Genomic DNA, 22172 nt, shown 5'->3' with positions numbered 1-22172 from the left:
GAATCATTTTAATGATGTAATTTCTGCATGAAGCCCATCTTCCGCCGCGTTGCAGTCATAGGCAAATACCCGGGGCCTGGCGCCGTTTCAGCGTCCGACAGCGCACGGCAGATCATCGAGAGCATTGCCCAGTTCGTCACCCAGCAGGACTGCGAGTTGACGCTGGAGGCCGAAACCGCCGCCCACACGGGCCTCACGCAATACCACACGCTGGATGTGGAGGGGATCGGCCGGCAATGCGACCTGTGCCTGGTCGTAGGCGGCGACGGCACCATGCTGGGCGTGGGCCGGCGGCTGGCCGGCTACGGCACGCCGCTGGTGGGCATCAACCAGGGGCGGCTGGGCTTCATTACCGACATTCCGCTGGAGGGCTACCAGGACGCGCTCACGCCCATCCTGCACGGAGACTACGAAGAAGACGTGCGCCCGTTGATGCAGGCTTGCGTGATGCGCGGTGGCGAGTGCGTGTTCGAGGCGCTGGCCCTCAACGACGTCGTGGTCAACCGCGGCTCCACCTCCGGCATGGTGGAGCTGCGCGTGGAGGTGGACGGCGTATTCGTTTCCAACCAGCGCGCCGACGGCCTGATCGTCGCGTCGCCCACCGGCTCCACGGCGTATGCCCTGTCTGCAGGCGGCCCGATGCTGCACCCATCGATCCCCGGCTGGGTGCTGGTGCCGATCGCGCCGCACACCCTGTCCAACCGGCCAATCGTGCTTTCCGACGCGACCGAGGTGGCCATTGAGGTGGCCGGCGGGCGCGACATCAGCGCCAACTTCGACATGCAGTCGCTCGCATCGCTGCAACATGGTGACCGCATACTGGTGCGCCGTTCCGCGCACCGGGTGTGCTTTCTGCACCCGCGCGGCTGGAGTTACTTTGCCACCCTGCGCAAGAAGCTGGGCTGGTACGAGGGAGGTTCTTGACCATGGCCCTGAGGCGGATCGCCCTGAGCGATTTCGTGATCGTGCGATCGCTCGAGCTGGACCTGCATGCCGGCTTCACCGTGCTCACCGGTGAAACCGGTGCCGGCAAGTCCATCCTGATCGACGCGTTGCAACTGGTGCTGGGCGCGCGTGCCGACTCCGGTGTGATCCGCGAAGGCGCGCAGCGCACCGACGTCTGCGCCGAATTCGACGGTGGCACCATCGCGCTGGCAGCCTGGCTGGACGAGGAGGGCTTTCCGCGCGACGACACGCTGCTGCTGCGCCGCACCGTCGATGTGCAAGGCAAGAGCCGCGCCTGGATCAACGGCATCCCCGCCACGGCAGCGCAGATGCGTGCCGTGGGCGAGCATCTGCTGGACATTCATGGGCAGCACGCCTGGCAGAGCCTGACGCGGCCCGACGCCGTGCGCGGCCTGCTGGACGCCTATGCTGGCGCGCAGGTGCAACCCTTGGCCGCGCTGTGGACGAGTTGGCGCGACGCGCAGCAGGCGCTGACCCACGCCCGCGCTGCCCAGGACACGCTGCAACAGGAACGCGAGCGCCTGCAGTGGCAGATCGGCGAAGTGGACAAGCTGGCGCCGCGCGATGGCGAATGGGAGGAACTCAATGCCGAGCATGCGCGACTGTCCAACGCCCAGTCGCTGCTGGACAACGCCCAGGCCGCCCTGAGTGTGCTGGAGGACGAAGACGCGGGCGGCGCGCTGCGGGCCCTGGCGCAGGCACAGCACCTGCTGCAGGACTACGAGCATGTGGACGCGTCGTTTCGCACCATGAATGAGGTGCTGACCTCCTGCATCGCCCAGGCGGGCGATGTGGCGCACTCTCTGCAAAGCTACCTGCGCCACGCCGAGCCCGACCCGGATCGGCTGCAGCAGCTGGACGCCCGCGTATCGCAGTGGATGCAGCTCGCGCGCCGCTACAAGCGCACCCCACCCGAACTACCCGCGCTGCTGCAAGACTGGAAGGACACGCTGCAGCGTTTGGACAGCGCCACTGACCTGGCCGCATTGCAGGCCGCCGAGCAAACCCATGGCGCCGCTTACCAGAAGGCCGCACGCGCCCTGTCGCAAAAGCGCGCCAAGGCTGCGCCGCAACTGGCGCAGGCCATCACCCGCGCCATGCAGGGCCTGGGCATGGCGGGCGGGCGCTTCGAGGTGCAACTGGACAAGGCCGAGCCTGGGCCGCACGGCATCGACCAGGTGGCTTTCCTGGTCAGCAGCCACCCGGGCATGACGCCGCGGCCCATCGGCAAGGTGGCATCGGGGGGCGAGCTGTCGCGCATGGCGCTGGCGATCTCGGTCACCACCAGCGAGCTGGGCGAGGCGCCCACACTGATCTTTGACGAGGTGGACTCGGGCGTGGGCGGCGCCGTGGCGGAGACCGTGGGCCGTCTGATGCAGCAGCTCGGGACGGCCCGGCAGGTACTGGCCGTCACCCACCTGCCCCAGGTGGCCGCGTGCGCGGACCATCACCTTGTGGTGGCCAAACACAAGCACGCCGAGGGCACCACCAGCAGCGTGGCCGCCGCCAACGAGGAGGCGCGTGTGGCCGAGATTGCGCGCATGCTGGGCGGCGAGCGTCTGTCCCCTACCACCCTGGCGCATGCACGCGAGATGCTGCAGGGCGCCGCCAAACCCACACCCTGAGCCATGGATCTGGAAGTCGTCGTCATCACCGGTATGTCCGGCTCGGGCAAGTCCGTCGCGCTGCATGCACTCGAAGACGCGGGCTACTACTGCGTGGACAACCTGCCGCCGGAACTTTTGACCTCCTTCGTGGAGCTGGAGCACGCGCACCACGGCCACCGCGTTGCCGTGGCTATGGACGTGCGCAGCGCCACCGCCCTGCCCCTGGTCCCGCAACAATTGGCCGGCCTGCGCGAGCAGGGCGTGCAGGTGCGCCAGCTGTTCCTGGACGCCACCAACGACGTGCTGGTGCGGCGTTTTTCAGAAACCCGGCGCCGCCACCCTCTGTCCCAGGCCGAGATGCGCGAAGGTCCGCGCCCGCTTTTGCACACCATGCGGTTGGAGCGCGAGCTACTGGCCCCGCTGCGCGAGCAGGCACACGTCATCGACACCAGCACCCTGCGGTCCGCGCAATTGCTGAGCTATGTGAAGGACCTGCTGTCGGTGCCGCCGAGTCGGCTGACCCTGGTGTTCCAGTCGTTTGCGTTCAAGCGCGGCATCTCCATGGACGCCGACTATGTGTTCGACGTGCGCATGCTGCCCAATCCCCACTACGAGCCGCTCTTGCGCGCCCTCACGGGCAAGGACGCGCCGGTCATCGACTACCTGCGTCAGCAGCCCGAAGTAGCGCTGATGCTGGCGCACATTGGCGACTTCCTGGACCACTGGCTGGACGCGCTGGCCCACAACCACCGCAGCTACGTGACCGTGGCCATCGGTTGCACGGGAGGACAGCACCGCTCCGTCTACCTGGTGGAGCAGCTGGCGGCGCGCTTCGAGGGCCGCTGGAATACGCTGCGCCGCCACCGCGAGCTCGACGGCATCTAGCATGCACCGCTAGGTGACAGCTATTGTTTTAGTAGCTGCTAGCGCCTGCTATTGAATGACTTGCAATAGTTTTCTACCGGAAGTCGCCTATCTACGGGCGCTACCAGCTCTCATTTTTGACAGTCGTCCCCAAGGGAGGCGAGCAGCTTGCGCACGGGCGCGGGCAGCCCCAGCGCCGGCCATTGCGCCGGAGCGAACCACCCCGACTGCTGCTCAGCGCAATGCGCGTTCGGCTGCGGCGTTGCATCGCGCGCCAGCACCGGATGCAGGTGCAGGTCGCGGTGCGTCAGCACGTGGGTGAAGGCCGGCAGATCCCGCGCATCGCAGCTGGCGTGCAGCTGCAGCGCCTCGTCCAGCGCCGCGCGGCTGTCATAGACCGGCGGACAGTACAACCCCGCCCAGATACCTGCGGGCGGACGCCGCTCCAGCCACAGCCGGCCCGCACCATCCTGGCGCAGCAGCAGCCACCAGGCCTGCGCGCTGCGCTTGAGCTTGCGCGTGCGCACCGGGTAGTCCTGCGGGTTGCCGTCGCGGCGCGCCACGCAGGCCTCTTGCAAGGGGCACAGCAGGCAGTTGGGGTTGCGGGGCAGGCAGATGCCGGCACCCAGGTCCATCAGGCCCTGCGTGTAGCGCGGCATGGCATGGGACAGGTCCTGCCGTGGCAGCAGCGCCTCGGCCTGCTGCCATAGCGCGCGCTCGTTCTTCGCCTCGGCCAGGTCGGCGCCGAACCCCAGCACCCGCGTGAGCACGCGCCGCACGTTGGCATCCAGGATCGGCGCCCGTGCGCCGAAGCAGAAAGCGGCTATCGCCCCTGCCGTGGAGCGGCCGATGCCCGGCAGGGCCGCCAGCTCATCCACCGTGCGGGGGAATTCCCCGCCGTGCTGGTGCACGACGATCTGGGCGCAGCGGTGCAGGTTGCGCGCGCGGCTGTAGTAACCCAGGCCGCTCCACAGCGCCAGTACCTCGTCTTGCGCCGCAGCAGCCAGTTGGCGCACGTCGGGAAAGCGCGCCAGAAAGCGCGTGTAGTACTCCAGCACCGTGGCCACCTGGGTCTGTTGCAGCATGATCTCCGACAGCCACACGCGGTATGCATCGCGCGTATTCTGCCAAGGCAGGTGGTTGCGCCCATGCGCTGCCTGCCAGCGCACCACCTGGGTCGCCAGCTCTGCGGACGGACCGCTCATGACGCCGCGAGCGGCTGGGGTTCGGTAAGGGGTATGTCGATGTCCACGCCCTCAGGCGCTTGCGGCTGCCGCACGAGGTCGGAGGTCAGCTCGGTCAGCCGCTGCTCCAGTTCGGCGAGGTGCTGCTCGGCCTCTTCGATCTCGGCGATGCGGTCCACCAGCCCGTTGGCGGCCTGCTGGATGCGGTTCACCGCCTCGATGCGCCGCGAGAAGCTGCGCTTGCGCTCACGCAGCTGCGCGTCCAACTGCGCCGTGGCCGTCTTGCTCCACAGCTCCAGCTCGTTGGCCGCGGACTCGAACACGGTGCGCAGGCGCAGGCCCATGGCCCGCAACAGGCGCTGCGCGAACTCTGGCTGCGCCAGGCGCAGCGTGTTGCCCATGCCCACGTATTGCAGGTGCCGCTGCTCGATGGCCACGATCTCCTGCACATAGTTACCCAATTGGGGCGCCGCAGGTACTTGCAACGAGAACCCGAACTCCGTGTTGAGCTGGCGGAAGGTGCCGCCCAGCATGGCCTGGATCTCGATGCCCGTGGACTGAGCGGCCTCCATGATGGTGCGCACCTTGGCGAAGGTGTCGCCGTATACCTTGCGCACGCCCAGCTTGAGCCCCTTGGGCTGCAGCGCCTCGGTCAGCTCCACCAGTTGCGCCTTGAGCGAACGCGGCCCAAGCTGGTGGAACACCTCGCGCAGCATCTTCAGATGCACTGCCCGCACGGCCTGGATCTTGGCCGTGCTGGCTTCAAACTCCTGCTGCTCCTGCTCGATGCGCCCGCGCATGGCGTCGATCACCGAGGCATTCTTGCCGCGCAGGCTGCGCAACTCCAGCATCTGATCATCCAGATCGCGCCGGCGGATGTTGATCACCCGCCGCGTCTCGGACTGCAGGCTTGCCACGCCGCTGGCCACCGTGGCCCGCAGGATGGCCTGGCGCCGGCCCATGATGCCCTCGGCCAGCGCTTCCTCCAGCAGCGGCAGCCCGCTGGACTCCAGCAGGATGTCGTCACAGTTGATCTTGGCCACCAGGCCCTTCTGGGCCGACACGGGCACGACATGGCTGAGCGGCACGCCCAGCAATTCGGCCGATGTCTGGCGCTGGCGCTCCAGCTGCGCTTGCACTTGCGACGGGGAACTGAGCGTGTCCCACAGCGTGTCGATCTTGTTGAGCACCACCAGCCGCGCATCGGTCGCGTCTTCAGCCGTGCCCAGGTGGTCGCGCCAGATGGTCAGGTCCGAGCGCGTCACGCCCGTGTCCGCGCCCAGGATGAACACCACGGCGTGGGCCTGCGGGATGAGGTTGATGGTGAGTTCGGGTTCCGCGCCCACGGCGTTCAGGCCCGGCGTATCCAGAATCACGAGCCCCTGCTTGAGCAGCGGATGCGGAATGTTGATGACCGCGTGCCGCCACATCGGCACCTCGACCATGCCCGCAGCGTCCAGCACGGGGTTCTCGTCGGCGGCCTCATCACTCCAGAAACCCAGCGCACGCGCCTCATCCACGGACACGCGGCGCACTTCCGATACTTTTTCAAGCGCCTGGGCGAGTTGGGCCGGGTCGTCCATGTCCAGCGGCACCTTCACCCAGCGGTCTGCCTTCAGGCGCCACTCGGCCAGCCCCAGGGACTGCATGCGCGTGTCGATAGGCAGCAGGCGCAGGCTGGGGGCGGTGCCGTTTTCATAGCCCAGCTCGGTCGGACACATAGTGGTGCGCCCCGCACTGGCCGGCATGATGCGCCGGCCATAGCCGGCGAAGAAGATCGCATTGATGAGCTCGGACTTGCCGCGCGAAAACTCCGCCACAAAAGCGACAGTCACCTTGTCGCTGCGCACCTGCTCTTCCAGCCGCTGCAGACGCTCCTCCACAGCCGCGTCCATGAGGTCGTGCGAACCCATCCATTGCCCCAGGCGCTTGAGTTGCTGGGCGAAAGCACGCCTCCATGCGCCGTGCTGGTCAAACTGTTCGTTGAATGAAGGTCCCACTTTGCTCCCGGATATCAATGCAAGCGCCCGCGTGGGCGGGAGATGGCGCAATATAGCATCGCCATTGCGCCGGTCCGCCGCCACGCAGCCCGGTCAGGCGCGCTGGCAGTGCGGACAGAAATAGGTGCTGCGCTGCCCCTGGCGCAACAGACGCACGGGCGTACCGCACTGGCGACACGGCAGGCCCGCGCGGCCATAGACATTGGCCTCCAATTGGAAATGCCCGGCGCTGCCGTCGGCGCTGGAGAAATCACGCAGCGTGCTGCCGCCCCGCTCCACCGCGCGCGCCAGCACCTCGCGGATTGCGCCGTGCAGGCGCCGGGCTCGCTGGGGTCCGATCGCGCAAGCGCGGGTGGTTGGCCGGATGCCCGCGAGGAACAGCACCTCGCAGGCATAGATATTGCCCACGCCCACGACCACCGTGCCCGCGAGCAGCAGTTGCTTGATGGGCGAGCGTTTGGCGCGCAGCCCCGCGTGGAAGGACTCGAAGGCGAAGTCCTCGCCCAGCGGCTCCAATCCCCACCCATCGAGCAGCTTGCGTGCACGGGGATCGGACTCACCCGCCGCCCAGACCACGGCGCCGAAGCGCCGCGGGTCGTGCAGCCGCAGCGTGCCCTGGTCCGTTATCAGTTCGAAATGGTCGTGGGCGCCGCGCGCGGGCAGATCGCGTGCAAAGCGCAAGCTGCCCGACATGCCCAGGTGAATGAGCAGCAGCCCTTCATCCAGATCCAGCAACAGGTATTTGCCGCGCCGGCGCACACCGCACACCCGCCGTCCGACCAATACTGCGGGCTCCATGCCCAGTGGCCAGCGCAGGGGCTTGCCCACCGCAATGCCGCAGACAGTTGCGCCCTCGATCGCGCCCGCGAAGCTGCGCCGCGTGACTTCCACCTCCGGCAGCTCAGGCATCGCAATACTCGTCAAGAAGTTCAAGAGCCATGGATTATTATGGGCCGATGGTGCAATCTCTTCGTTTCAGGGCTGTCGCACTGGCATGTTGGGCTGTGGCGAGCATGCTGCCGGCCATGGCCCAGACGCCTGCCCAGTCCACCGTCCCCGCCCCCCCAGCCGAGCTGGAAGATACCGATGCGGCTGCCAGTGACGATGCAGCCGCCTTGAATGCCGAGCTGTTCTACGAATTGCTGCTGGGCGAGATGACCACCAGCCGGGGCGACCCCGGCACCGGTTATGCCCTGATGCTGGACGCTGCACGCCGCAGCGGCGACCCACAGTTGTACCGCCGCGCCACCGAGATCGCCCTGCAGTCGCGCTCGGGCGAATACGCCTTGATGGCCGCGCGAGCGTGGAAGGAGGCCCTGCCGCAGTCGCGCGATGCCAATCGCTACATGCTGCGCATCCTGGTCGCCCTCAATCGCATCGGCGATAGCGCCGAACCCTTGAAGCGGGAACTGAGCACCGCGCCGACGCGCGACAAGATATCCACCATCCGCGCGCTGCCTCAGCTCTATGGCCGTGCCAGCGACAAGGCACTGGCCGCGCAGGTGGTGCGCCAGGCCCTGCAGGCAGAACTGAACCACCCGGCCATCGGCCCCATTGCCTGGACCACCGTGGGGCGCATGGACCTGGCAGCCAGCGACAAGGCGGGCGCCCTGGAGGCGGCGAGCCAAGCCCATGCACAAGACCCCGCCGACGATGGCGCCGCCATGCTGGCGCTCGAGCTGCTCGCAGAGGGCGTCACGCAGGCGGAGCCGCTGCTCGCGGGTTACCTGGCCGGCAAGCCCCTGCCCGAAGTCCGCATGGCCTACGCACGCCTGCTGCTGGAGTCTCAGCGCCTGGCCGACGCACAGTTCCAGCTGGATGCAGTCAATCGCGAACAGGCCGACATGCCCGAAGCCTGGTTGTTGCAGGCGTCGCTACACCTGCAAGGCGGACGGCTGGAGCAGGCGGAGGAAGCACTGCGGCGTTTTACCGGCTTGCTCGAAGACCTGCCCGCCACGCCCCAACGCAAGCGCGCGCTCACCCAGGCATATCTGATGCACGCGCAAGTAGCGGAGAAGCGTGGCGACTACGCCGGGGCCGAAGGTTGGCTTTCGCGCATTGAAGATGCCGCCGAACTGCTCACGGCTCAAAGCCGCCGCGCTGCACTGCTCGCACGCCAGGGCAAATTGGAAGAGGCGCGCGCATTGATCCGCGCCGTGCCCGCAAGCACACCGGATCAGGAACGCCTCAAGTTGCAGGCCGAAGCCCAGTTGCTGCGCGAAGCAAAACAATATGCACAGGCCTACACGGTCCTCGGCAAGGCCGTAGCGCTGGCGCCCGCGGACAACGACCTCGCCTACGACCAAGCCATGCTGGCGGAAAAGGCGGGCCGCCTCGACGACATGGAACGCCTCTTGCGCGCCATCATCGCCCGCCAACCCGACTACCACCACGCACTCAATGCCCTGGGTTTTTCCCTCGCAGAGCGGGGCGTACGGCTGGAGGAAGCTAAGGCGCTCATCGTCAAAGCGCTTGAGTTTGCACCGAACGATCCGTTCATCACCGACAGTCTGGGCTGGGTGGAATTCCGCCTGGGCAACCGCCAGGAAGCGCTGACCATCCTGAAACGCGCCTACGAAACACAACCGGACGCAGAGATAGCGGCCCACATCGGCGAAGTTCTGTGGTCTCTGGGAGAACATGACCGCGCGCGTGACATCTGGCGCGAGGGCCTGCGTATCAACAAAGACAACGACACACTCAAGGGCACGCTCGACCGGCTGGGAGTGCGTCTGTGAGCCAGCCGCAACTGGCGGCTGACCACCGCCCTCTGCGCGGCCGGCTGGTGCTCGGGATCGTTGCAGCGGCAACCCTGGTCGCCTGCGCGCAGCCGCCACGCCCTGCGGATGCCAGCCCGGACCACTGGTCGGGCCGGCTGGCCGTTCAGGTGGAAGACGATGCAGGCCAATCCTTCAGTGCCGGTTTTGAATTGAAGGGCCACCCCTCTGCGGGAGAGCTCACTCTGATCAACCCGCTGGGCAACATCATCGCGCGTGTGGAATGGACTCCGCATCGCGCCGTGCTGGTCCAGGGGCAGGAACGCAGGGAGGCTGCCTCGCTGCAGACCCTGGTACTTGACCTGACCGGCAGCGACCTACCCATTTACGCGCTTTTCAGCTGGCTGAAGGGCGAAGCCCTCCAAGTCGCCGGCTGGCGCACCAACCTCGATGCCCTGCAGCAGGGGCGCTTGTCGGCCACGCGCGAGCAGCCGCTGCCTCGCACTACGCTGCGCATTGTCTTGAGCCTCTGACCGCTTTCCATGCAAGCCCTGTACGACGTGCCGGCGCCGGCCAAACTGAACCTGTTTCTGCATGTCACGGGTCGCAGGCCCGATGGCTATCACCTGCTGCAGTCGGTCTTCATGTTGATCGATTGGTGCGATGTTCTGCATTTCGAGGTGCGCGGCAATGGGGCCGTCACACGTGAAGACCTTACCAGCGCCCTGCCTGCGGACGATCTGGTCGTGCGCGCCGCACGTGCGCTGCAAAAGGCCACCGGTTGCCCGCAAGGGGTACATATCGGCGTCTCTAAACACATCCCCGCACAAGCCGGCTTGGGTGGCGGATCTTCGGACGCGGCCAGCACGTTGCTGGCGCTCAACCGCCTGTGGAAGTTGAAACTGTCTCGGCAGCAGTTGCACTCCATCGCCCTGACGCTGGGCGCCGATGTTCCGTTTTTTTTGTGCGGCGCAAGCGCCTGGGTCGAGGGAATTGGTGACATAATTCGCCCTCTTGAGTTGGAGCACCAACTTCCGCCTGCGGCTTTCGCGGTGGTCAAGCCCGAAGCGGGGCTGGATACGAGAATGATTTTTTCGAATCCCTCCCTTAAACGTGATTCGAGTTGTGCTACAATTTCAGGCTTTGCTGCAACACACTACCAATTTGGAAGTAATGACCTGCAGCCAGTCGCACAGGCCTTGTGCCCCGAGATTACGCAAGCCATCAATTGGCTTGAATCAAAAGGGTTGCAAGGACGCATGACAGGCTCTGGAAGTGCGGTGTTTGCACAAATCACACATGCTGTCGATCTGTACGATGCACCCGCTGCATGGCATGTCAAAGTGTGTGAAAATCTAAAGTCTCATCCGCTAGCGGATTGGGTTTTTGGATGAAAAGATACTGGGTGAGCTGACGCAAGACAGCTGACCTGCGTAGGGGAGTCGCCAAGTTGGTTAAGGCACCGGATTTTGATTCCGGCATGCGAGGGTTCGAGTCCTTCCTCCCCTGCCAAAGATTATTTCCCACACGGGATTTAAATTCAGACGGCTGAGTCGCTCATGCAAACCAATCCCCCCGACTTCGTGGTTTTCACGGGCAATGCCAACCCTGGATTGGCTGCCGAGATCGCTCAAAATCTTGGCACCACTCTCGGCGCCATTGATGTGGGCCGGTTCTCCGACGGCGAAGTCACCGTCGAAATCAAGCAAAACGTCCGCGCTCGCGATGTATTCGTGGTGCAGTCGACCTGCGCGCCGACGAACGAGAACCTGATGGAACTGCTGATCATGGTCGACGCGCTCAAGCGCGCCTCGGCCGAACGCATCAGCGCCGTGATTCCCTACTTTGGTTACGCTCGCCAGGACCGCCGTCCGCGTTCCACACGCGTTCCGATCTCCGCCAAGGTGGTGGCTAACATGCTGCAGGCAGTGGGCGTCGCCCGCGTGCTGACCATGGACCTGCATGCCGACCAGATCCAAGGTTTTTTCGACATTCCGGTGGACAACATCTACGCGTCGCCGGTGCTGCTGGGTGACCTGAACCAGAAGAAGTACGAGAACCTGATCGTGGTGAGCCCGGACGTGGGCGGCGTGGTGCGTGCACGCGCCCTGGCCAAGCAGCTCGGCACCGATCTGGCCATCATCGACAAGCGCCGCCCCAAGGCGAACGTGTCGGAAGTCATGCACGTGATCGGCGACATCGAAGGCCGCAACTGCGTGATCATGGACGACATGATCGACACCGCCGGCACGCTGGTGAAGGCCGCCGAAGTGCTCAAGGAACGCGGCGCCAAGAACGTTTACGCCTATTGCACGCATCCCATTTTCTCGGGCCCGGCCATCGAGCGCATCGCGCAAGGCACGGCCCTCGATGAAGTGGTGGTGACCAACACGATCCCCCTGAGCGATGCCGCCAAGGGGTGTTCCAAGATTCGCCAGCTCTCCGTGGCGCCGCTGATCGCCGAAACGATCCAGCGCATTGCCAAGGGTGAGTCGGTGATGAGCCTGTTCTCCGACCAGGCTTGATGATCGCTCCGCCGCTGGCGGAGGTGTCACAGCCCCAAGCCTCCTTCGGGAGGCTTGCTTGTTCGGAGACAGCACGGGCCCATGCCATGGTGGCGTGCGGTCTTTATCAACAGGGCCAGGCTGGTCGCGGCCGGCCCCTTCAGGAGTTCAAACATGCAATTCGTCGCTTTTGAGCGCGCCAAGCAAGGTACGGGTGCGAGCCGCCGTCTGCGCATTTCGGGCAAGGCCCCCGGCATCGTCTATGGTGGCTCCGCCGAGCCCCAGCTGATCGAGATCGATCACAACGCCCTGTGGCACGCCCTCAAGAAGGAAGCGTTCCACTCCAGCATCCTGGACATGGAGCTGAACGGCCAAGTCACCAAGGTGCTGCTGCGTGACGTGCAGTACCACCCCTTCAAGCAGCAAGTGCTGCACGTGGACTTCCAACGCGTGGACGAGAAGACCCGCGTGCACCTGAAGGTGCCGCTGCACTTCGAAGGCGTCGAAGGCTCGCAGGCCGTGAAGGTGGAAGGTTGCACGGTGACCCCGCTGATCCATGAACTGGACGTGATGTGCATGCCCGCGCAACTGCCCGAGTTCATCAAGGTGGACCTGAGCGGCCTGACCTCCAAGTCCACCATGGGCCTGCAGTCCGTGAAGCTGCCCCACGGCGTGAAGGCCGTGGTGCGTGGTTCCAACAAGAACCCCGCCCTGGTGTCGATCAAGCTGCCCGAAGTGGTGGCCGACGCGACCGCAGCCGCAGCACCCGCAGCCGCACCCGCCAAGAAGGGCAAGAAGTAAGCACTTCTGCCGGGCCGTCGCCCTCAGGGGCGGCCTCTTGCCTCTCAACGGCCCACCTCGCGTGGGCCGTTGGCGTTTTGTGGCCCCCTGCAGGCGCACGTCGCGCCGCTTCAGGCGCGCCGGATAATCGCAACATGATCAAACTGTTTGTGGGCCTGGGCAACCCCGGCCCGGAGTACGAGGCCACACGCCACAACGCGGGGTTCTGGTGGATCGACGCGCTGGCGCGCGAACTCAAGGTCACCCTGGTCCCCGAGCGCAGCTACCACGGCCTGGTCGCGCGCGCCAGCGTTGCCGGCCACAGCGTCTGGCTGCTGCAGCCGCAGACCTTCATGAACCTCTCAGGCAAGTCGGTGGCGGCCCTTGCGCGCTTCTTCAAGATTCCGCCGGAGGAAATCCTCGTCGCACACGACGAATTGGACATTCCGCCCGGACAGGCCAAGCTCAAGCGCGGCGGCAGCCACGCAGGCCACAACGGGCTGCGTGACATCCACGCGCAACTGGGCACCAGCGACTACTGGCGGCTGCGCATCGGCATCGGCCACCCCGGCGTGAAAGCGGAGGTGGTGAACTGGGTGCTCAAGAAGCCCGCGCCCGACCAGCGCACGCTGATCGAGGACAGCATCCTTCATTCGCTCAAGGCCTACCCTGCCCTGCTGGCCGGCGACATGGACAAGGCCACGCTCCTCGTGCACACCACCAAGCCGCCGCGCCCCAAGGCCACACGCCCCGCCCAGGCGCAGGCCGCACCACAAGCGGGCCCAGATTAACTATTGTTTTGATAGCTGGTAGCGCTTACCAGATAAGCGCTAGCGGCCCAAAAGCCTCCAAGTTCAAGCCACTTTCGGTGGCTTCAGGCGCTGGAACTTCTGCCACAGCGTCTCGCGGCTTTCCTGGTGAGCCGGGTTGACCGGAATGCAGGCCACGGGACAGATGGCCACGCACTGGGGCTCATCGAAATGGCCCACGCATTCGGTGCACTTGGAGGGCTCGATCTCGTAATGCTCCTGGCCCAGGAAGATGGCCTCGTTGGGGCATTCGGGCTCGCACACGTCGCAGTTGATGCACTCGTCCGTGATCATCAACGCCATGGCGCAACTCCCTTGCGGCACATGGCGCAATGCGGTGACAGGCGGGCGGTGAACAGCATCCTGCAATTATCCGCCCACCCCTGTGCCCCCGTGGGGATGGCCGCCATGCGCCCGCGGTTTTTGTCCTATGCTCGGTCCACCACCGCCCCGGCCGCGCGCCGCGGCCTTCACTCCCATGGCCCTGTTCTTCCTCCAACGCCTCGCCACTTTGATCGCCACGCTGCTGGGCGCGTCGGCCGTGGTGTTCGTGGTGCTGGAGGTCCTGCCGGGCAACGCGGCCGAAGTGCTGCTGGGGCCTGACGCCGCACCCGAGGCCGTGGCCGAGCTCGCCGCCCGGCTGGGCCTGGACCAACCCGCGCTCGTGCGTTATGGGCAGTGGCTGGGTGGACTGCTCACGGGCCAGTTAGGGGACAGCCATGCCTACAGCGCGCCCGTGGCCGACCTGATCGGCGAGCGCCTGGCGCTGACCATTCCGCTGGCCCTGCTGGCCATGCTGCTGACCACCGCGCTGGCGCTGGCCGCTGGCGTGTATGCGGCATCGCGCCACAACCGCCTGGGCGACTGGGGAGTGATGGGGCTGGCGCAACTGGGCATTGCCATTCCCAACTTCTGGTTTGCCATCCTGCTGATCCTGCTGTTTTCGGTACAGCTGCAATGGTTCTCGGCCGGGGGCTTTCCCGGCTGGAGCGCCGAAGCCGGCGGCGGCGTGCTGCCCGCGCTGCAGGCCCTGCTGCTGCCCGCCGTGGCCCTGGCCGTGGTGCAGGCCGCCATCCTGGCGCGCATCACGCGCTCCGCCGTGCTGGACGTGCTGCGCGAGGACTTCGTGCGCACGGCGCGCGCCAAGGGGCTCTCGCAACGCGCGGCGCTGTGGGGCCATGTGCTGCGCAACGCCATGATCCCCGTGGTGACGGTGATGGGCCTGCAGTTCGCCAACCTGCTGGCCGGCACCATCGTGGTGGAGAACGTGTTCTACCTGCCCGGGCTGGGCCGGCTGATCTTCCAGTCCATCGCCAACCGCGACCTGGTGGTGGTGCGCAACTGCGTGATGCTGCTGGCGGCCATGGTGGTGGTGGTGAACTTCGTGGTGGACCTGCTGTACGCGGCCATCGACCCGCGCGTAAAGGCCCGCGGTCTATGAGCGCGCTGCCGACCTTCCCCGCGCCCAGCCCCCACACGCCGGCGTTCTGGCGCCGTGCGCTGCGCCACCCCAGCTGCGCGATCGGTGCCGTGCTCACGCTGGCGCTGGTGCTCTCCGCCCTGCTCTCCTTCGTCTGGACGCCATGGCCGCCTTATGAGATGGCGATGGATGCCGCCCTGCAGCCCCCCGGCGCGCAGCACTGGCTGGGCACCGACGCCTACGGGCGCGACGTGGCCTCGCAGCTGCTCGTGGGCGCGCGCGCGTCCATCGCGGTGGGCGTGATTGCCGTGGGCATCGGCCTGGCGCTGGGCGCCGCGCTGGGGCTGCTGGCAGCGGCGCGCGGCGGCTGGGTGGAGGAAGCCGTCATGCGCCTGGCGGACTTCACCTTCGCGTTCCCCGCGCTGCTGCTGGCCATCATGCTCACGGCCGTTTTCGGCCCCGGCATGGTGAACGCCATCATCGCCATCGGCATCTTCTACATACCGACTTTTGCCCGTGTCACGCGCGCATCGGCCAAGGCGGTGTGGGCGCGTGAATACATCCTGGCGGCGCGCGCCTGCGGCAAGGGCCCATGGCGTATCACCTTCGAGCATGTGCTGCCCAACATCGCTTCCGTGCTCATCGTGCAGGCCACGATCCAGTTCGCGCTGGCGATCCTCGCCGAGGCCGCGCTTTCGTACCTGGGCCTGGGCACGCAGCCCCCGCAACCGTCGTGGGGACGCATGCTGGCCGAGGCCCAGACCCTCATGTTCCAGGCGCCGCTGCTGGCCGTGTGGCCGGGCGTGGCGATTGCGCTGGCGGTGCTGGGCCTGAACCTGCTGGGCGACGGGCTGCGCGACCTGCTGGACCCCCGACTGTCCCGCCAGCGATGACACCAGCGCACGCACCTCCCTCCCCTGCGCCATTGCTGGACGTGCAGCAACTGGCCATCACGCTGCGCACGCCGCGCGGCCCGGTGCGCGCCGTGCATGACGTGGACTTCGCCCTGCAGCCCGGCGCCACGCTGGGGCTGATCGGCGAATCGGGCTGCGGCAAGTCCCTTACCGCGCTCGCACTCATGGGCCTGCTGCCTGAAGGCGCGCGCGTGCAGGGCCGCATCCGCCTGGACGGGCAGGAACTGCTGCCGATGACCGAGCCCCAGTGGTGCCGGCTGCGCGGCGACCGCATCGGCATGGTGTTCCAGGAACCCATGACCGCGCTCAACCCCGTGCACACCATCGGGCGGCAGGTGGCCGAGCCGCTGCGCCTGCACCGCGGCCTGTCCGACCGGCAGGCGCGTGCCGAGGCCGTTGCGTTGCTGGAACGTGTGGGCATCGCACAGGCCGCGCAGCGGCTGGACGCCTACCCGCACCAGTTCTCGGGCGGGCAGCGCCAGCGCATCACCATCGCCATGGCGCTGGCGTGCGGTCCGCAGCTCCTGATTGCCGACGAGCCCACCACGGCGTTGGACGTGACGCTGCAACGCCAGATCCTGGAGTTGATCCAGGGTCTGGTGGCCGAGCGAGGCATGGCGCTGATCCTCATCTCGCACGACCTGGGCGTGATCGCGCAGAACGTGCAGCGCACGCTGGTGATGTATGGCGGCACGGTGGTCGAGGCCGGCCCCACGCGCGAAGTCTTCCGCACGCAGGCCCATCCCTACACCCGCGGCCTGTTCGCCGCACGCCCACAGTGGGGCTCCGCACGCGTGCCCGGTGCACGCCTGCCCACGATCGCTGGCACCGTGCCCGACCTGGCCGATCTGCCGCCGGGTTGCCCGTTCGCCGGACGCTGCCCGCTCACCGTGCCCGACTGCCACGCCGCCCTGCCGCCCGCCACGGCGCTGGGCCCGGGCCACATGGCGCGCTGCATACGGCTGGGGGAGAGCGCGTGAACACTATCAATTCAATAGCTGCCAGCGCTTTCCCTACAAGCGCTACAGGCCATTTCGACCCAAATGCACCCCTTTTGCGCGTACGCGGCCTGCAGCGGGACTATCCGCTGCCCCGCACACGGCCGTGGGGGCCGCGCGCGCAGGTGCAGGCGCTGCGGGGTGTGGACCTGGACATCACCACCGGCCGCAGCCTGGGCGTGGTGGGTGAATCGGGCTCGGGCAAGTCCACGCTGGCGCGCCTGGTGATGGCGCTGGACACGCCCAGCGCCGGCAGCGTGCACCTGCTGGGGCGCGACCTGCACCGGTTGCCCGCGCACGCGCTGCGCGCCGCACGGCGCGACTTCCAGATGGTGTTCCAGGACCCCTACGGCTCGCTGGACCCGCGCCAGACGGTGGAGCGCATCGTCACCGAGCCGCTGCAGGTCCTGGGCCATACCACACGCGCCGAACTGCGCGAGCAGGCCGCCGCCGTGCTGCAGCAGGTGGGCCTGCGGGCGGGCGATGCGCACAAGTACCCGCATGAATTCTCGGGCGGCCAGCGCCAGCGCATCGCCATCGCGCGCGCGCTCATCACGCGGCCGCGCCTCATCGTGGCCGACGAGCCCGTGAGCGCGCTGGACGTGTCCGTGCAGGCCCAGGTACTGAACCTGCTGCAGGACCTGCAGGAGCGCCTGGGCGTCACCTACCTGCTCATCAGCCACGACCTGGCCGTGGTGCAGCACCTGTGCGACGAGGTGCTGGTGCTGTACGAGGGGCGCGTGGTGGAGCGCGGCGCGCCGCACACACTGTTCAGCACGCCGCAACACCCCTACACGCAGGCGCTGGTGGCCGCGGTGCCACGCATCGCGCTCTAGCCGCACGGCGCCCGCCCGCCACGCCCGGCCGCGCCCTGTAGTAAAAAGCAGCGCACAGCCCGCCGCACGCATTCCACCCGTCCAAGGAGATCCCGCCCATGTTCACCCGCCGCACCGCCCTCGCCTCCGGCGCCCTGGCCACCGCCGCGCTGGCCACGCCGCTGCACGCGCTGGCGCAGGGCAAGAAGGACGCCGTGACCCTGGCCCTCGCCCTGGAGCCGCCGGGGCTGGACCCCACGGCCGGCGCGGCGTCCTCGATTGCCGAGGTCACGCTCTACAACATCTACGAGACGCTCACCAAGATCAACCCGGACGGCAGCGTCTCGCCGCTGCTGGCCGAGAGCTGGGAGGTCTCGCCCGACCTCAAGACCTACACCTTCCGCCTGCGCAAGGGCGTCACCTTTCACAACGGCGAGCCGCTCAATGCCGCGGCCGTGAAGTTCTCCTTCGACCGCGCGGGCGGCGACAAGAGCACCAACAAGGACAAGCGCAGCTTTGCCAACCTGAGCACGCAGGCGGTGGACGAGTACACCGTGGTGGTGCTCAACAAGGACATCGACCCCGACCTGCTGTTCGTGCTGGGCCAGGCCACGGCCATCATCGTGGAACCCAAGAGCGCCGCCACCAACGCCACCAAGCCCGTGGGCACGGGGCCCTACAAGCTCGCCGGCTGGAGCCGCGGCGCCTCCATCACGCTGGCCGCATGGCCGGGGTGGCGCCAGCCGTCCAGCATCCGCATCCGCCGCGCCACGTTCCGCTTCATTCCCGATGCGGCGGCGCAGGTGGCCGCGCTGCTGGCGGGCGACGTGGACGCCTTCCCGCGCGTCACGCCGCGCAGCATGGCGCAGTTCAAGAACAACCCGCGCTTTCAGGTGGTGGTGAGCGGCTCGCGCGCCAAGACCATCCTCGCGATCAACAACGCGCGCAAGCCCTTGAACGACGTGCGCGTGCGCCGCGCCATCGCCGTAGCGATCGACCGCAAGGCCATCATCCAGGGCGCGGCCGACGGCCTGGGCGTGCCTATCGGCAGCCACTACGTGCCCGGCGCCTTCGGCTATGTGGACACCACGGGCATCAATCCGCATGACGTGGAGAAGGCCAAGCGCCTGCTGGCCGAGGCCGGCGTGAAGACACCCCTCACCCTCACCATGACGCTGCCGCCGGCGCCCTACGCACGCCAGGGCGGCGAGCTCATTGCCTCACAGCTCGCCAAGGTGGGCATCGTTGCCAAGCTGCAGAACGTGGAGTGGGCCCAATGGCTCAGCGGCACCTACGGCAACAAGAACTACGACCTGACGCTGATCTCGCACGTGGAGCCTTTCGACCTGGGCAATTTCGCCAAGCCGGACTACTACTGGGGCTACCACTCCGAACAGTTCGACGCGCTGTACGAGAAGATCCAGAACGCCGCGCGCCCCGCCGACCGCGCCCGCCTGCTGGGCGACGCGCAGCGCCTGCTGGCCGAGGACGCGGTGCACGCCTTCCTGTACCAGCCGCAATGGGTCACCGTGGCCCACAAGCAATTGCGCGGTCTGTGGAAGGACATGCCGGTGTTCGTCAACGACCTGGCGGCATTGCACTGGGCATAAGGAGCTGGCGCGTGGTAGCGCCAGCCCCCTCGGCACGGCCACTTCCGCCCGGGTGGAACAGCCGTTCTCTCCACACCGCCTCCGCGATGACACAAGGATCGCCATGACGCAATTGCACGAGCTGTCCGCCAGCGAACTGCTCGCCGGCTACCGCAGCCGCCAGATCTCTCCGGTAGACGCGTTGCTCGACGTGCTCAGCCACGTCGCGCGGTGGGAGCCCCACCTGCAGGCCACCTACCTGCTGCGCCCCGAGGCTGCACTGGCCCAGGCCCGCCAGAGCGAGGCCCGCTGGCTGCGCGGCGCCCCCTGCGGCCCGCTGGACGGCGTGCCGGTCACCCTCAAGGACAACATCGCTACACAGGGCGATCCCACACCGCTGGGCACCGCGGCGCTCCCTCTGGTGCCCGCCGCGGCCGACGCACCGCCTGCAGCCCGTCTGCGCGAGGCAGGCGCGGTGCTGCTGGCCAAGACCACCATGCCCGACTACGGCATGCTGTCCTCGGGGCTGTCGAGCTTTCATCCGCTGGCGCGCAACCCCTGGGACCTGTCCAAGGGCCCAGGCGGCTCCAGCGCCGGTGCGGGCGCGGCGGCGGCGGCGGGCTACGGGCCGCTGCACGTGGGTACGGACATCGGCGGCTCGCTGCGCCTGCCGGCCAGCTGGTGCGGCATCTTCACGCTCAAGCCCAGCCTGGGCCGCATTCCCATCGATCCGCCCTACACCGGCCGCGCGGCCGGCCCCATGACGCGCGGCGTGGAGGACGCCGCGCTGATGATGCAGGTGCTGTCGCAGCCCGACGCGCGCGACAGCATGAGCCTGCCAGCACAGCCCATCGACTGGCGACAGCTTGCACCCGGCACGCAGCGCCTGCACGGCCTGCGCCTGGGGCTGCTGCTGGACGCGGGCTGCGGCCTGGCCACCGATCCCGAGGTGCGCGCCGCCGTGCAGGCCGCCGCGCAGCGCCTGGCCGACGCGGGCGCCATCGTCGAGCCCATGGAGCCGTTCCTCACGCGCGCCATGCTGGACGGCATGGACCACTTCTGGCGCATGCGCTCGCACATGGACATGCGCACGCTCACCGTCGAGCAGCGGGGCAAGGTGTTGCCCTACATCCGCGCCTGGGCGGATAGCGCCGCCACGCTCAGCGCGGCCCAGGTGTACGAGGCCAGCCAGCAGTTCCACGCCACGCGCGTAGCCACGGTGCGCGCCTGCGCGGGGTACGACTATGTGCTTTCGCCCGTGGCGCCCATCACCGCCTTCGCGGCCGAGCTGCCCTCGCCCACCGACGACCCGCTGCGGCCGCTGGAGCACATTGCCTTCACCGTGCCGTTCAACATGTCGGAGCAGCCGGCAGCGTCGGTCAACTGCGGCTACAGCGCCAGCGGCCTGCCCATCGGGTTGCAGATTGCCGGACAGCGCTTTGACGACCTGGGCGTACTGCAACTGGCCCACGCCTTCGAGCAGTTGCGCGGCGCGCAGCGGCCCTGGCCCGCGCCGCCCACGCCTTAAAGACACAAACCAAAATGGCCTCCAGCGCTTGATATACAAGCGCTAGCAGCTATAAAAAGTGAAGTATCAGCGCTCGGCTGTGGCCAACCGCACGGCCAGGCCCAGGAACACCAGGCCCGCCACGCGGTTGAGCATGCGCTGCGCGCGCGCCGAGCGCTGCAGCAGCGCGCCGAACGCCCCGCTGAAGCATGCGATGGCCCCGAACACCAGGAACGTGGCCAGCATGAACACTACCCCCAGCACCAGGATCTGCCGCGCCATGCCGCCGCGCGCGGGGTCGGCAAACTGCGGCAGGAAGGCCAGGAAGAAGATCAGCACCTTGGGGTTGGTCAGGTTCATCACCACACCGCGCCCCACCATGCGCAGTGCACCACCAGGCACGCGGGCGCCCGGCGCCATCGCCGCGCCCGTAGCGGGCGCCTCCTCGGGTACGCTGGCCGGCGCCCGCAACGCCCCCCAGGCCAGATAGGCCAAATAGGCGGCGCCGCAGAACTTGAGCACCGTGAACGCCACGGCCGACGCGGCAAACACGGCCGCCAGTCCCAGCGCCACGGCCGTGGTGTGCCCCACCAGCCCCAGGCACAGCCCCAGCACCACGCACATGCCCGCGCGCCAGCCGCGCTGGGCCGACTGCAGCAGCACGCACAGGTTGTCGGGCCCCGGCGTAAGCGCCAGCAGCACGGAAACACCAAAGAACGCGACAAGGGTTTCGATCGAGGGCATGGGACGGTCTGAGGGTGGGACAGAGAACCGCCGGAGCGGCGGCGCACCATTCTGCACCGCGCACACGGCGGCCGCGTGCGCAGGCACGACAATCGACGGTTTCGCCCGCTTTTCACGGACTTGTCTGCCATGGACCTTTTATTCGTGGTGGCCCTCGCGGCCACCGGCGCCTACATGCTCAACACCCAGCAGCAGCGCCGGCGCATCGTGCTGCTGGCGCAGCATCTGCAGCCCTACCAGATCGAACGGCTCATGGAGACACTGACCCAGGGCTACCTGCGCGCCATGGGCGAACAGGACCCCGAGCGCCGCCAGCAGGTGCTGAACCTGCTGGCCAGCAGCGAGGCACAGTTGAGCGAACAGTTTGAGCGCTTTGCGGCAGACTTCCGCCGCGTGCCCGCACCGCTGGCGCGCGCGAGCCGCCTGGCGCTGGGCCTGCCGTTTGCCACGCAGTTGCTGCCCGGCGCCACCTTCGACATGCGCGAGGCCATTGACGTGCACGCGCGCGGCATCGCCCGCGTGGCGCGCAACGACGCCGGCCTGTCGCCGCGCGACAAGGCCTTCACCATGACGGCCGAGCTGCTGCTGATGCAGCACACCTGCCACTGGTTCTGCAAGTCCAAGACCGTGGCATCGGCCCGCACGCTGGCGCGCCACCAGACGCCGCACGCCCAGCTGGTGGCTGCGGTTTCGCCGGAAACGCGCGCCGCCTACCTCGCCCTGACCGGCCCAGCGCGCTGAAGCGCGGCGGGCG

21 protein-coding genes and 1 tRNA gene are annotated in these 22172 nt (G+C 67.6%); 17 read left to right on the top strand and 5 right to left on the bottom strand.

The genetic code is table 11. The features are described 5' to 3' along the window. Window positions 1-27: 27 nt before the first annotated feature. From QY917_RS00800 to rapZ, 3 genes are read left to right on the top strand one after another with little or no spacing between them, the layout of a single operon-like run. Complete coding sequence (locus tag QY917_RS00800) at window positions 28-924, top strand: NAD kinase (protein ID WP_012655803.1); 897 nt, start codon at window positions 28-30, stop codon at window positions 922-924. 2 nt (window positions 925-926) lie between these two features. Continuing rightward, window positions 927-2591, top strand: coding sequence for a DNA repair protein RecN (gene recN, locus QY917_RS00795; RefSeq protein WP_123675087.1), 1665 nt, complete (start codon window positions 927-929; stop codon window positions 2589-2591). Window positions 2592-2594: 3 nt separating this feature from the next. After that, on the top strand, window positions 2595-3458 hold the full coding sequence (gene rapZ, locus QY917_RS00790; protein WP_123675086.1) for an RNase adapter RapZ: 864 nt from the start codon (window positions 2595-2597) through the stop codon (window positions 3456-3458). Window positions 3459-3568: 110 nt separating this feature from the next. Here the strand turns inward: rapZ and mutY are convergent, their stop codons facing one another. The 3 genes from mutY to mutM form a co-directional block, all read right to left on the bottom strand. Then, window positions 3569-4642 (bottom strand): A/G-specific adenine glycosylase, encoded by a 1074-nt coding sequence (mutY, locus tag QY917_RS00785; RefSeq protein WP_123675085.1) that lies wholly within the window; start codon window positions 4640-4642, stop codon window positions 3569-3571. Then, window positions 4639-6621, bottom strand: a complete 1983-nt coding sequence (locus QY917_RS00780) for a dynamin family protein (RefSeq protein WP_012655799.1) — start codon at window positions 6619-6621, stop codon at window positions 4639-4641. Before QY917_RS00780 ends, mutY begins: the two co-directional genes overlap by 4 nt. 93 nt (window positions 6622-6714) lie before the next feature. Then, window positions 6715-7530, bottom strand: coding sequence for a bifunctional DNA-formamidopyrimidine glycosylase/DNA-(apurinic or apyrimidinic site) lyase (gene mutM, locus QY917_RS00775; protein WP_123675084.1), 816 nt, complete (start codon window positions 7528-7530; stop codon window positions 6715-6717). A 29-nt stretch (window positions 7531-7559) separates the two neighbouring features. Here mutM and QY917_RS00770 point away from each other — a divergent pair, with 29 nt between their 5' ends. The 7 genes from QY917_RS00770 to pth all read left to right on the top strand — a co-directional run bounded on the left by QY917_RS00770 (window position 7560) and on the right by pth (window position 13413). Continuing rightward, window positions 7560-9359 (top strand): tetratricopeptide repeat protein, encoded by a 1800-nt coding sequence (locus QY917_RS00770; protein ID WP_123675083.1) that lies wholly within the window; start codon window positions 7560-7562, stop codon window positions 9357-9359. Further along, window positions 9356-9871: a lipoprotein insertase outer membrane protein LolB gene (locus QY917_RS00765; protein WP_123675082.1), complete on the top strand. Its 516-nt coding sequence runs from the start codon at window positions 9356-9358 to the stop codon at window positions 9869-9871. The genes QY917_RS00770 and QY917_RS00765 overlap by 4 nt, the downstream gene beginning before the upstream one ends. 9 nt (window positions 9872-9880) lie before the next feature. Continuing rightward, window positions 9881-10732, top strand: a complete 852-nt coding sequence (gene ispE / locus QY917_RS00760) for a 4-(cytidine 5'-diphospho)-2-C-methyl-D-erythritol kinase (protein WP_123675081.1) — start codon at window positions 9881-9883, stop codon at window positions 10730-10732. 41 nt (window positions 10733-10773) lie between these two features. Next, window positions 10774-10850 (top strand) — tRNA-Gln (locus QY917_RS00755). 47 nt (window positions 10851-10897) lie between these two features. After that, window positions 10898-11863 (top strand): ribose-phosphate pyrophosphokinase, encoded by a 966-nt coding sequence (locus QY917_RS00750; RefSeq protein WP_011804339.1) that lies wholly within the window; start codon window positions 10898-10900, stop codon window positions 11861-11863. 153 nt (window positions 11864-12016) lie between these two features. Further along, window positions 12017-12643, top strand: coding sequence for a 50S ribosomal protein L25/general stress protein Ctc (locus QY917_RS00745; protein WP_011804338.1), 627 nt, complete (start codon window positions 12017-12019; stop codon window positions 12641-12643). A gap of 134 nt (window positions 12644-12777) precedes the next feature. After that, complete coding sequence (pth, locus tag QY917_RS00740; protein ID WP_123675080.1) at window positions 12778-13413, top strand: aminoacyl-tRNA hydrolase; 636 nt, start codon at window positions 12778-12780, stop codon at window positions 13411-13413. Between the two features lie 63 nt (window positions 13414-13476). Here pth and QY917_RS00735 read toward each other — a convergent pair whose 3' ends face one another. Beyond that, the gene (locus QY917_RS00735; protein WP_012655793.1) at window positions 13477-13734 is read right to left on the bottom strand and encodes a YfhL family 4Fe-4S dicluster ferredoxin; all 258 of its coding nucleotides are present in this window, start codon (window positions 13732-13734) and stop codon (window positions 13477-13479) included. A 175-nt stretch (window positions 13735-13909) separates the two neighbouring features. Between QY917_RS00735 and QY917_RS00730 the strand changes: the two genes are divergently transcribed. From QY917_RS00730 to QY917_RS00705, 6 genes are all read left to right on the top strand, one after another. Next, window positions 13910-14872, top strand: a complete 963-nt coding sequence (locus QY917_RS00730) for an ABC transporter permease (RefSeq protein ID WP_012655792.1) — start codon at window positions 13910-13912, stop codon at window positions 14870-14872. Then, window positions 14869-15744: an ABC transporter permease gene (locus tag QY917_RS00725; RefSeq protein WP_011804334.1), complete on the top strand. Its 876-nt coding sequence runs from the start codon at window positions 14869-14871 to the stop codon at window positions 15742-15744. Before QY917_RS00730 ends, QY917_RS00725 begins: the two co-directional genes overlap by 4 nt. Further along, complete coding sequence (locus QY917_RS00720; RefSeq protein WP_123675079.1) at window positions 15741-16745, top strand: ABC transporter ATP-binding protein; 1005 nt, start codon at window positions 15741-15743, stop codon at window positions 16743-16745. The genes QY917_RS00725 and QY917_RS00720 overlap by 4 nt, the downstream gene beginning before the upstream one ends. Continuing rightward, window positions 16742-17599 carry an ATP-binding cassette domain-containing protein gene (locus QY917_RS00715; RefSeq protein WP_123675078.1) on the top strand — a complete coding sequence of 286 codons (858 nt, stop codon included), beginning with the start codon at window positions 16742-16744 and terminating at the stop codon, window positions 17597-17599. Before QY917_RS00720 ends, QY917_RS00715 begins: the two co-directional genes overlap by 4 nt. A 98-nt stretch (window positions 17600-17697) precedes the next feature. Beyond that, the gene (locus tag QY917_RS00710; RefSeq protein ID WP_123675077.1) at window positions 17698-19188 is read left to right on the top strand and encodes an ABC transporter substrate-binding protein; all 1491 of its coding nucleotides are present in this window, start codon (window positions 17698-17700) and stop codon (window positions 19186-19188) included. A 103-nt stretch (window positions 19189-19291) separates the two neighbouring features. Next, window positions 19292-20695: an amidase gene (locus QY917_RS00705; RefSeq protein WP_123675076.1), complete on the top strand. Its 1404-nt coding sequence runs from the start codon at window positions 19292-19294 to the stop codon at window positions 20693-20695. A 66-nt stretch (window positions 20696-20761) separates the two neighbouring features. Here QY917_RS00705 and QY917_RS00700 read toward each other — a convergent pair whose 3' ends face one another. After that, on the bottom strand, window positions 20762-21418 hold the full coding sequence (locus tag QY917_RS00700) for a LysE family translocator (protein ID WP_123675075.1): 657 nt from the start codon (window positions 21416-21418) through the stop codon (window positions 20762-20764). A gap of 129 nt (window positions 21419-21547) precedes the next feature. On the opposite strand from QY917_RS00700, the gene QY917_RS00695 reads away from it, so the two are divergent. Continuing rightward, window positions 21548-22159: a hypothetical protein gene (locus QY917_RS00695; RefSeq protein WP_012655788.1), complete on the top strand. Its 612-nt coding sequence runs from the start codon at window positions 21548-21550 to the stop codon at window positions 22157-22159. The last annotated feature ends 13 nt before the right edge of the window (window positions 22160-22172 follow it).

The organism is Diaphorobacter sp. C33, assembly GCF_030503915.1.
Lineage (GTDB): Bacteria > Pseudomonadota > Gammaproteobacteria > Burkholderiales > Burkholderiaceae_C > Diaphorobacter > Diaphorobacter nitroreducens.
Note: the sequence above shows the minus strand (reverse complement) of the source record. Positions and strands in the feature narration are given on the sequence as shown.